Annotated in this window: 7 protein-coding genes and 1 CRISPR repeat array; of the genes, 2 read left to right on the top strand and 5 right to left on the bottom strand. The window is 69.6% G+C overall.

Annotated features, from left to right (window positions below):
• Both NBX02_RS22285 and NBX02_RS22280 read left to right on the top strand, forming a co-directional pair.
• Positions 1 to 2,196: helicase-associated domain-containing protein (locus NBX02_RS22285; RefSeq protein WP_250292979.1), on the top strand; the 2,196-nt coding region annotated here is incomplete at its 5' end.
• 332 nt (positions 2,197 to 2,528) lie between these two features.
• Entirely contained in the window at positions 2,529 to 4,175 is a 1,647-nt protein-coding gene (locus NBX02_RS22280; protein ID WP_250285415.1) for a DNA repair helicase XPB, read from the top strand.
• Positions 4,176 to 4,222: 47 nt separating this feature from the next.
• Here NBX02_RS22280 and NBX02_RS22275 read toward each other — a convergent pair whose 3' ends face one another.
• The 5 genes from NBX02_RS22275 to NBX02_RS22255 all read right to left on the bottom strand — a co-directional run.
• Positions 4,223 to 4,816, bottom strand: coding sequence for a Uma2 family endonuclease (locus tag NBX02_RS22275; RefSeq protein ID WP_250285414.1), 594 nt, complete (start codon positions 4,814 to 4,816; stop codon positions 4,223 to 4,225).
• A 58-nt stretch (positions 4,817 to 4,874) separates the two neighbouring features.
• Positions 4,875 to 5,741, bottom strand: a complete 867-nt coding sequence (locus tag NBX02_RS22270; protein WP_250285420.1) for a phospholipid scramblase-related protein — start codon at positions 5,739 to 5,741, stop codon at positions 4,875 to 4,877.
• Positions 5,742 to 6,026: 285 nt separating this feature from the next.
• Positions 6,027 to 7,649, bottom strand: coding sequence for a chaperonin GroEL (gene groL / locus NBX02_RS22265; protein ID WP_250285413.1), 1,623 nt, complete (start codon positions 7,647 to 7,649; stop codon positions 6,027 to 6,029).
• A 546-nt stretch (positions 7,650 to 8,195) separates the two neighbouring features.
• On the bottom strand, positions 8,196 to 8,438 hold the full coding sequence (locus NBX02_RS22260) for a helix-turn-helix domain-containing protein (RefSeq protein ID WP_250292984.1): 243 nt from the start codon (positions 8,436 to 8,438) through the stop codon (positions 8,196 to 8,198).
• 509 nt (positions 8,439 to 8,947) lie between these two features.
• Positions 8,948 to 9,739: direct repeats of the CRISPR family, unit length 36 nt; unit sequence GTCCCCGCGATCTACAAATCCGAGCCGGATTGAAAC.
• 260 nt (positions 9,740 to 9,999) lie between these two features.
• A partial coding sequence (locus NBX02_RS22255; RefSeq protein ID WP_250292977.1) for a hypothetical protein occupies positions 10,000 to 10,194 on the bottom strand: 195 nt, incomplete at its 5' end.

The raw sequence follows: 10,194 nt of genomic DNA, 5'->3' as shown, positions 1-10,194 counted from the left end.
GGCTCGGCCCTGCTCGACGAGCTGGCCGCCGTGCTGGCCGGGCGGGAGCGGGTGTCCAGGCTGGTCGAGGAGTGCGGCCCGCGGGCCCGCCAGATCCTCGACCGGCTCGCCGCCGGGCCGGCGCTGGGGCACACCGGCGACGCCGGGCGCCTGCTCGCCGCCTCCGACGCCCGTACTCCGGTGGAGGAACTGCTCGCGCGCGGCCTGCTCGTCGGTGTCGACGAGGAGACGGTCGAGCTCCCCCGGGAGGTGGGCCTGGCCCTGCGCGGCGACCGGCCGGCGGGGACGCTGCACGTCGACCCGCCCGCGCTCACCGGCCGGCAGATCGATCTCGGCCAGGTCGACGGCGCCGCCGCGCTTGCCGCCGGCACGCTGATCCGCCTGGTGACGGCCCTGCTCGAGGCGTGGGGAGAGGCCCCGCCCACCCCGCTGCGCACCGGCGGTCTCAGCGTCCGGGACTTCCGCGCCACCGCGAAGCTGCTCGACGTCACCGAGACGGTGGCGGCGGTGGTCGTCGAGACCGCCTACGCGGCCGGGCTGGTCGACGGCTCCACCGGGACGGACACCCAGATCATGCCCACGACGGCCTACGACCGGTGGTCCGTGGAGACCCCGGCCATGCGGTGGGCCGTCCTGGCCGAGGCGTGGCTGCACACCCCGGACGTCCCCGGCCTGGTGGGGGAGCGGGACGACAAAGGCCGCCAGCTCGCGGCGCTGTCGCTGGAGCTGCGGCGGCGCAGCGCGCCGGAGCTGCGCCGTCTCGTGCTGGACGCGTTCGCCGCCGCGCCCCACGGGCTCGCGCCCACCCCCGCCTCGGTGCGGGAACTGCTCGCCTGGCGGATGCCACGGCGCGGCGGGCCGTTGCTGGACAGGATGGTCGACTGGGTCTTCGCCGAGGCGGAGCTGCTGGGCCTCACCGGCCGGGGCGCGCTGTCGGCCGCCGGGTGGGCGCTGGTCCGCGGCGAGGCCGGGGCGGGGGTGAGCCGCTCCGAGCTGGCGGCGGCGCTCGGCCCGATGCTGCCCGAGCCGGTCAGCGAGCTGTTCGTGCAGGCCGACCTCACCGCGGTGGCGCCGGGCCCGCTGGTGCCGGAGATCGCCGCCGAGCTGGCGCAGATGGCCGACGTCGAGTCCGCGGGCGCGGCCACGGTCCACCGGTTCTCCGAGTCGTCCCTGCGGCGGGCGCTGGACGCCGGGCGGACCGTCGAGGACATCCGCGGCTTTCTCACCCGGGTGGCCCGCGGGGGCGTACCGCAGACGCTGGACTACCTGGTGGACGACGTCGCTCGCCGGCACGGGCGGCTGCGGGCGGGGCCGGCCGCGTCCTACCTGCGCTGTGACGACACCGCCGTCCTCTCCGAGGTGGTCGCCTCCCGGCGGACCCAGGCGCTGGGGCTGCGCCGGATCGCGCCGACGGTGGTGATCAGCGCGCTGCCCATGCCCAAGCTGCTGGACGGGCTGCGCGCCGCCGGTTTCTCCCCGGTGGGGGAGGGCCCCGACGGGCGGGTGGTGCTCAGCCGGCCGGAGGCGCACCGCACACCGGGCCGGCCGCGGCCGCCGGGCGGTGCCCAGGCGCGGGGCGGCCGTGACGAGCAGCTGCGCGACATGGTGCGGATGATCCGCCGCGGGGACGAGGGCGCCCGCACGGCGCGGGCAGCCGCTGCCGCGGCCGGCTCGCTGGCCACGGGGGCTGACGGGGCCGACGGGATGGTCCGGTCCGCGCCGTTGATCCTGGTGACGCTGCAGGGGGCGGCCCGCGCGGGCCGCCGGGTGCTGCTCGGATACGTCGACCAGCAGGGGACGCCCCGTGACCAGGTGGTCCGCCCGCTGACCGTCGAGGGCGGCTGGGTCACGGCCTGGGATCAGCGCACCACCTCGACCCGGCGGTTTGCGTTACACCGTGTGACCGGCGTCCTCGATATGGAGGACGCGCTCACGGGCAGTGAGATCAATAGCTACCCCTGGCTCTACGAGCCGGGCGGGATGGGCGGTTTCAGGGCCGCTTCCGCCCCCCGAGCCGGTCTCGGCGTCGGGCCGGCGGCCGTGAGCCCGATCGCCGTGGACACTGTCACCGTGCACACCGCCGGTATGGACGCCGTGCACACCGCCGGTATGGACGCCGCCGGCGTGCCGACGGCCGTGCCCGACCAGGCGCATCCACGGACGGCTGACGCGGAGGACATTTCCGGTCTGCCCTGACAGCGGCCAGGCCCGCCCCGCTTCCCGGTGGCCACCGGAGTCTCCCGATGACCGGATGCCGGCGGCCGGGCCGCTGCGCGGCCGGACCGCCCGGACAGCGCCCGCCGCGGGCGGTGACGACGGCCCCGCCCCGGGGCCGTCGACGAGCATGCGAGAATCGGCGGACGCGCTCGGTGCCCGCTTGCCGGCCGGTCTGGTCCGGCTGCCGGTCCGCCTGACGCAGTGCCGTGACATCGTCGTCCTGGAAGCCCTCGGACGCCGCGGGCACTCCGGGAGCCCTGGGAACCTCGGAAATCCCGGAAGCCTCGGAAACCTCGGAAGGGTGGTGAGACGTGCCCGACGGCCCGTTGATCGTCCAGTCGGACAAGACCCTGCTACTGGAAGTCGATCACCCGCTGGCCGGCAACGCGCGGGCCGTGATCGCGCCGTTCGCGGAGCTGGAACGTTCACCCGAGCACATACACACCTACCGGATCACCCCGTTGGCGCTGTGGAACGCCCGGGCCGCCGGCCACGACGCCGAACAGGTCGTCGACGCGCTCGTCCGGTTCTCCCGCTACGCCGTTCCGCACGCGCTGCTCGTCGACATCGCCGACACCATGGACCGCTACGGCCGGCTGCGGCTGGAGAACGACCCGGTGCACGGGCTGGTGCTGCGCACCGTCGACCGCGCGGTGCTCACCGAGGTCGTCCGGTCGAAGAAGGTCGCGCCGATGCTCGGGCAGCGCCTCGACGACGACTGCGTCGCGGTGCACCCGTCCGAGCGGGGGCGGCTCAAGCAGGCACTGCTGAAGATCGGCTGGCCGGCCGAGGACCTCGCCGGTTACGTCGACGGTGAGGCGCACCCGATCGAGCTGCGCCAGGACGGCTGGGAACTGCGCAGCTACCAGAAGGGCGCGGTGGCGGGTTTCTGGGAGGGCGGCTCGGGCGTGGTGGTGCTGCCCAGCGGCGCGGGCAAGACCATCGTCGGTGCCGCCGCCATGGCGCACGCCCGCGCCACCACCCTGATCCTGGTCACCAACACCGTCGCCGGCCGCCAGTGGCGGTCGGAGCTGCTCAAGCGCACGTCGCTCACCGAGGAGGAGATCGGCGAGTACTCCGGCGAGCGCAAGGAGATCCGTCCGGTCACCATCGCCACTTACCAGGTGATGACGGCCCGCCGCAAGGGCGAGTACCTGCACCTGGAGCTGTTCGGCGCCCGCGACTGGGGGCTGATCGTCTATGACGAGGTGCACCTGCTGCCGGCGCCGGTCTTCCGGATGACCGCCGACATCCAGTCCCGCCGCCGGCTCGGCCTGACCGCGACCCTGGTGCGCGAGGACGGCCGGGAGGGCGACGTCTTCTCGCTGATCGGCCCCAAGCGCTACGACGCCCCCTGGCGCGAGATCGAGGCCCAGGGCTGGATCGCGCCGGCCGAGTGCACCGAGGTGCGGGTGACCCTCACCGAGGACGAGCGGATGGCCTACGCCGTCGCCGAGGCCGAGGAACGTTACCGCATGTGCGCCACCGCCTACAGCAAACGGGCGGTGGTGCGCCGGCTGGTGCAGCGGCACGCCGACGACCAGGTGCTCGTCATCGGCGCCTACCTCGACCAGCTCGACCAGCTCGGCGAGCTGCTCGACGCCCCGGTCATCCAGGGGTCGACCCGCAACCGGGAGCGCGAACGCCTGTTCGAGGCGTTCCGGTCGGGGGAGATCAGCACGCTGGTCGTCTCCAAGGTCGCGAACGTGTCGATTGATCTTCCGGAGGCGGCGGTCGCCATCCAGGTCAGCGGCACGTTCGGCTCACGTCAGGAGGAGGCGCAGCGGCTCGGGCGGGTGCTGCGCCCGAAGGCCGACGGCCGGGGCGCGCACTTCTACACCGTGGTCTCCCGGGACACGATCGACCAGGAGTACGCCGCGCACCGCCAGCGCTTCCTCACCGAGCAGGGCTACGTCTACACGATCGTGGACGCCGACGACATCCCCGACCCCGCGTAGCCGTCCAGCCGCGCCCGGCCGTTCGGCCCCGAACGGCCGGGCGACGGTCACTCCGGGTTTGGTGGGTCCACGAGGGTGGACGGAATGATCGTGCAGGGTACCGGTGTGGTCACCGTCAGCTCCTCGTCCCCGGTCGCGGATCCCAGCGGTATGTAGGCGCCGTCGACGAGCCGGTAGGCGTCGACCCGCGGGCCGTCCGGGTCGACGAGCCAGCAGTCGGGCACGCCGTGGTCCCGGTAGAGGTCGAACTTGAGCGTCCGGTCGTAGCGGCGGCTGCCGGCCTCGGCGACCTCGACGACCAGCAGCGGCAGGCTAGTGATCCGTTGCGGGCGGTCGTCGTCGTCACCGGCCGCGGCCACGACGATGTCGGGGACGACCTCGCTGCGCGGCTCGATCCGGACGCTGACGTCACGGGTGTGGACGCGCATGTCGGCCGGGGTGGCCTCGACGAGCAGCCGGACCAGGCGTTTGGTCACCCGGGCCTCCAGCGGCGTCGGCCACGGGCGGATCACGAACATCCCGTCGACGAGCTCGAAGCGCGGGTCGAGCGCGAGCTCGTCGAGGTCCGTCACGGTGAGCGGCGGGGCGGGCAGCGTCAGGACGGGACGGAGCGACCGTGTCGCGGAGCCGGGAGCGGGCACGCCAGTAATGGTGCCTTGTGACCCGGAGACTGTCTAAATGTTCTTCGCCGGGCCGCTGTCAGCCGAGGCCGCGGGAGTCCTGCTTGAGCGCGGTGTCTATGGTGAGCGCGGAGGCGACCACCAGGCCGCGCAGCGGATCCGTCAGCGGACGGTGGATCTGGACGACGTAGTTGTCAGCGGTGGTGAACAGGGTGCGGGCCAGCCCCTCCCAGGTCTTCGTCACCCGGGCGATCTCGGTGCCGCTGTGGTCGACGATCGAGAAGTTCCACGCCCGCCAGTTCTCCGTTTTGATCATCCCGATGGGCGTCCCGCCGGTCTCCAGCGCGAAACGGATCTTACCGAAGATGTTCTGCTGGACGATCTGGCCGATCTCGAAGCCGTCCGGCCGGGTGACGATCACACGTGACCTGAAGACCTTCGCCGGCCGGGTGAGGACCAGATGGGCCACGCCGGCGCTGTCGCGCACCTCAAGCCGGTGGGTGAAGAACTGGTCGAGCGAGCTTACGAACCGCACCGCTTTCTTCAACGCGCTCTGGCCGATCTCGACAACCGAACCGATCTGGTTGCCGGCCTGGTCGAACACGGCGTATTCGTTCGTCAGTTCGATGAGCTTGGTCTTCTGGTTGACCACCAGGACCGGTTCGGTGAAAAGCGTCCCGCCACCGCCGTGGACGGGTCGCACGCCCGCCTGCTCGGAAAGCTGGCGCCGGATGCGGTCCGGTGTGTAGCTGGTCTGTACCGGCGCGTTCTGATAGCCCTGTGGAGTTCCCCAGCCCTGCGTGGGTGCCGCCTTGCCCGGTGATCCTGGCTGCCCCGATGGCGTGTCGCTGACCTGGTCGGTCCAGGTGGTGCCGTCCCAGTAGCGGAAGCCGTGCTGGCCGGACGGGTCGGCGTACCAGCCGGCCGGCGGCGTGGTCTGGGTCATCTCGTACACACTCCCGGTCATGGTGCTGTCCGCGGCCCACCGCGCGCCCATGGTGGCGGTAATCCCACCGGAACCGGCGCTTCACGAGAGTATGCCTGACATGCTCGACAAACCGCCGCAACCGCCGTTGACATCGCATACACGACGGATGACACCCGCGGCGCAGGCGTGACACAGGTATGACACAGGTATGACGTAGGTATGACGCGGGCATGGCAAAGGGGCGGCCCCGCCGTTGGGACCGCCCCTTTTTATCCTTTTTGCGTGAAATGCAGGCGATGGGCCTCAGAAGTCGAGGTCGCCGCCGCCGCCGGGCACGGCCGGGGCCGGGTTCTTCTCCGGCTTGTCGGCGATGACGGCCTCGGTGGTGAGGAACAGCCCGGCGATCGACGCGGCGTTCTGCAGCGCCGAACGGGTGACCTTGGCCGGGTCGATGATGCCGGTGCCGATCAGGTCGACGTACTCGCCGGTGGCCGCGTTCAGGCCATGGCCGGCGGGCAGGTGGCGGACCTTGTCGACCACGACGCCGCCCTCAAGGCCGCTGTTGTAGGCGATCTGCTTGATCGGCGCCTCCAGGGCGAGGCGGACGATGTTCGCCCCGGTGGCCTCGTCACCAGAGAGGTCGAGCTTCTCGAAGGCGGTGACCGACGCCTGGAGCAGCGCGACGCCACCACCGGCGACGATGCCCTCCTCGACCGCGGCCTTCGCGTTCGAGACGGCGTCCTCGATGCGGTGCTTCTTCTCCTTGAGCTCGACCTCGGTGGCGGCACCGACCTTGATGACCGCGACACCGCCGGCGAGCTTGGCCAGCCGCTCCTGCAGCTTCTCGCGGTCGTAGTCGGAGTCCGACTTCTCGATCTCGGCGCGGATCTGGTTGACCCGGCCGGCGATCTGGTCGGGGTCGCCGGCGCCCTCGACGATCGTGGTCTCGTCCTTGGTGACGACGAACTTGCGGGCCTTGCCGAGCAGGTCGACCGTGGTGCTCTCCAGCTTCAGGCCGACGTCCTCGGAGATGACCTGGCCACCGGTGAGGATGGCGATGTCACCGAGCAGGGCCTTGCGGCGGTCGCCGAAGCCGGGGGCCTTCACCGCGACGCTCTTGAAGGTGCCACGGATCTTGTTGACGACCAGGGTGGCCAGGGCCTCGCCCTCGACGTCCTCGGCGATGATCGCCAGCGGCTTGCCGGCCTGCATGACCTTCTCCAGCAGCGGGAGCAGGTCCTTGACCGCCGAGATCTTGCTGTTGACGATGAGGATGTACGGGTCGTCGAGGACGGCTTCCTGGCGGTCGGCGTCGGTGACGAAGTACGGCGAGATGTAGCCCTTGTCGAAGCGCATACCCTCGGTGAGCTCGAGCTCGAGGCCGAAGGTGTTGCTCTCCTCGACGGTGACGACGCCTTCCTTGCCGACCTTGTCCAGTGCCTCGGCGATGAGCGCGCCGATCGCGGGGTCGCCCGCGGAGATGGACGCCGTGGAGGCGATCTGCTCCTTGGTCTCGACCTCCTTGGCCTGCTTGGAGAGCTCCTCGGAGACGCGCTCGACCGCGACCTCGATGCCCTTCTTCAGGCCCAGCGGGTTGGCGCCGGCCGCCACGTTGCGCAGACCCTCGCGGACCAGTGCCTGGGCGAGGATCGTCGCGGTGGTGGTACCGTCACCGGCGACGTCGTTGGTCTTCTTCGCTACTTCCTTGACGAGCTCCGCACCGATCTTCTCGTACGGGTCCTCGAGCTCGATCTCCTTGGCGATGCTCACACCGTCGTTGGTGATCGTGGGGACGCCCCACTTCTTCTCCAGAACGACGTTGCGGCCCTTCGGGCCGAGTGTGACCTTCACGGCGTCGGCCAACTGGTTCATGCCGCGCTCCAGGCCGCGCCGTGCCTCCTCATCGAAGGCAATGATCTTCGGCATGGTGTCGTGGTCCTCCCAGGGGAATGGCTGTTCAATGGCCTGGCCAAGACGACGCCCGCGACGGACGGCCTGGTGGCCTCGTCGCTCAGCCCTGGCACTCGAAGCGGGTGAGTGCCAGCTCCTGTTTAGCACTCGAGGTGGGTGAGTGCAAGCTCGCCCCCCGTTGCGCCGCACGGCCGGACGGCCCGCCGCGGGCCCGGCCGCACGCCGGCCGCATGCCATCGTCCGGCCCGTGAACCACCGGTGAACCCCGTGCCGGTCACGTGCCCAGAACTCCGTTGAACTGACAGATCGCCACGCGGGCGTCAAGCGACTACGGCGAAGCCCTGGCTGCCAGCCCAACGACGAACCCCCGCCGTTGCGCGCTGGAAGGACGGGGGTTCGCGGTGCTGGGGCACGTTCGCAGGCCGCGATCGCCGACCAGGACGGTGCGGTGCAGGTCAATCTGAATCTACCCAACGGGGCCGGGACGGTGCTGCGGGTGATCGGCGATCCACGTCCATGCGGTCCATGTGCCGTGTCACGGGCCGGTGGTGCCAGGCGTTTTCACGCCCGCCCTGGGGCACGTCGTCCGTCCGTGGCGTCCTCGGCCTCCCAGCGCAGCAGGTCGCCCGGCTGGCACCTGAGCACCTCGCGGAGCGCGGCGAGCGTCGCGAAGCGCACCGCCCTGGCGCGGCCGTTCTTGAGTACCGCCAGGTTGGCGGGCGTGATCCCTACGCGGTCCGCGAGCTCGCCCACGGACATCTTCCGCCTGGCCAGCATCACGTCGGTGTCGACGACGATCGGCATCAGATCACCGTTGATAACGGGGACGTCGATGCCGTTGATACGGATGCTGCGGGCCATCGCCACCTCCTCGTGTGGTTTCCATGAGGTGCGGACAGGCCGGCGCCGCTCCGGGCATGGTGGTATCCGGGAAGGGGACGGCGGTGGGATCATGGGAGTCGTCCGTGTCGGTCGTGGAGGTGCTTACGGGGATGGCCACGCCACGGCTGTCGAAGCGAAGTCGCGGAGGTGCCACCATCGGCATGCGCTCCATCGGTCTGTCCGGATCCGGCACCGGAGGGTCCCCGGCACCCGATCCGGACGGACAGACGCGTGCCCCAGGGAGATCATCTACCACAACCTCCGACACGCCGACGAACCCGGGAGGTTGTGGTGAGAGATCGACATGCATCCTGACCTGCAACGACACAGAATTTTTAGATCATCTCACTATGATCCAAAAGATCTTCAAAAGGAGGTTGTGGTTGGATCTTGCAAACCCCCAGCTCAGACGGGGTACAATTCGGACAGCGGTCCCCGCGATCTACAAATCCGAGCCGGATTGAAACTCGGCCAGCGAGACTTTGCTCACGTCAAGGATGTCCCCGCGATCTACAAATCCGAGCCGGATTGAAACGCCAGGAGCATGACCATCGCGTTGACGATGGACTCGTCCCCGCGATCTACAAATCCGAGCCGGATTGAAACACGCCCAGGCTGAGGTCTAGCCAGAAGATGGCACCAGTCCCCGCGATCTACAAATCCGAGCCGGATTGAAACCGAAGACACCCGGCAGGCTGAGACCCATGGCGGTCCCCGCGATCTACAAATCCGAGCCGGATTGAAACGTAGGACTTCACGTCCCTCCATCGGATGACGAGGTCCCCGCGATCTACAAATCCGAGCCGGATTGAAACTCCCGCGGTAGTTGGGCGCGCCCGGGATGGGGTCCCCGCGATCTACAAATCCGAGCCGGATTGAAACTTTGACCTATCGAGGGCGAGATGCAACGTAGTGTCCCCGCGATCTACAAATCCGAGCCGGATTGAAACACCGCCGCCTGGGCTTCACCCAGCGATCCCGTGTCCCCGCGATCTACAAATCCGAGCCGGATTGAAACAAGGAGCTGCCCACGAGTCCGTAGGAGTTCCGGGGTCCCCGTGATCTACAAATCCGAGCCGGATTGAAACGTTGACGCACGGAGCGTCTGGCCCTTTCAGGTGTCCCCGCGATCTACAAATCCGAGCCGGATTGAAACCCGAACTGCTCGATCGTGCGGGCCTTGGTGCGTCCCCGCGATCTACAAATCCGAGCCGGATTGAAACCAGGCCGCCGCGTCGTGCTCGTTGACGACCGTGAGGTCCCCGCGATCCACAGATCTTTGTTTCTGAGTTCCGCGTGTCGTTCGTCTTCGGAATAGCGGACCAATCCGTCGATCACTATGGGCTGGGTGTTGACTCCCAGGGTGTCCCCGAGCCGCTCGAAGCTGTCGAGATCGCAGGAGGCGGACATGGTTCGATACTCATCGACCCGAAGGGGAGCCCAGCTCGATTCTTTCGTCGGGCCGCGAGTTCGGAAGCTGCTGTCAGTGGCAGGCCTCGGCCATGTTCAAAGCGGCCCCTAGGCAGACGAAAGTGAACGAAGTTCCCGGCTCCCGGTCCGGTGTCCACAATCTTGGCTTTACCGGCCCGCTGTCGGAATGAATCGACACGGGCTTCTTCTCGGTGGTCTGCCGGAACGGCGGCGCGGGCAGGTGGCCGCGCCGCCGTTTGCGTCGTCC

This window comes from Protofrankia sp. CiP1_Cm_nod1, assembly GCF_920888515.1.
In the GTDB taxonomy this organism is placed as follows: domain Bacteria; phylum Actinomycetota; class Actinomycetes; order Frankiales; family Frankiaceae; genus Protofrankia.
This window is presented reverse-complemented; position numbering and strand designations above follow the sequence as displayed.

Excerpts from the sequence above, each read along its gene's own strand:
- NBX02_RS22270 (WP_250285420.1), bottom strand. The coding sequence starts at position 5,741 with ATGACCCAGACCACGCCGCCGGCCGGCTGGTACGCCGACCCGTCCGGC.
- groL (WP_250285413.1), bottom strand. The coding sequence starts at position 7,649 with ATGCCGAAGATCATTGCCTTCGATGAGGAGGCACGGCGCGGCCTGGAG.
- NBX02_RS22260 (WP_250292984.1), bottom strand. The coding sequence starts at position 8,438 with ATGCCGATCGTCGTCGACACCGACGTGATGCTGGCCAGGCGGAAGATG.